General features: G+C 63.5%; 1 protein-coding gene. It reads right to left on the minus strand.

Annotation, left to right across the window (positions count from 1 at the left end):
- On the minus strand, window positions 1–255 hold a 255-nt coding region (locus ACOZK9_RS27435; RefSeq protein ID WP_421556991.1), incomplete at both ends, for a DUF6531 domain-containing protein.

Genomic DNA, 255 nt, shown 5'->3' on the forward strand with positions numbered 1-255 from the left:
ACCGTTGCGCCAGCGCATGACTCCAGCCAAAGCCCAGCCCGCCATCCACTTCCACCGCACTGGTGCGATATACCCGCGTCCACTCAAACGGCAAAAGCCCGTCCAGCGCGCCGTCGGTGAGGGTCAGTAATTCTTCCCCGGTGACCATCGACACCGGGCAACCGTGGGTGATGGTTTTATCGGCGCTGGCCGCGGCATCACCGTTCGGGTTCTTGCTTGCAGCGGGCACATCGTCGACGTGCTCTTGGCGCACCA

It is taken from the genome of Pseudomonas kitaguniensis (genome assembly GCF_049199985.1).
Lineage (GTDB): Bacteria > Pseudomonadota > Gammaproteobacteria > Pseudomonadales > Pseudomonadaceae > Aquipseudomonas > Aquipseudomonas kitaguniensis.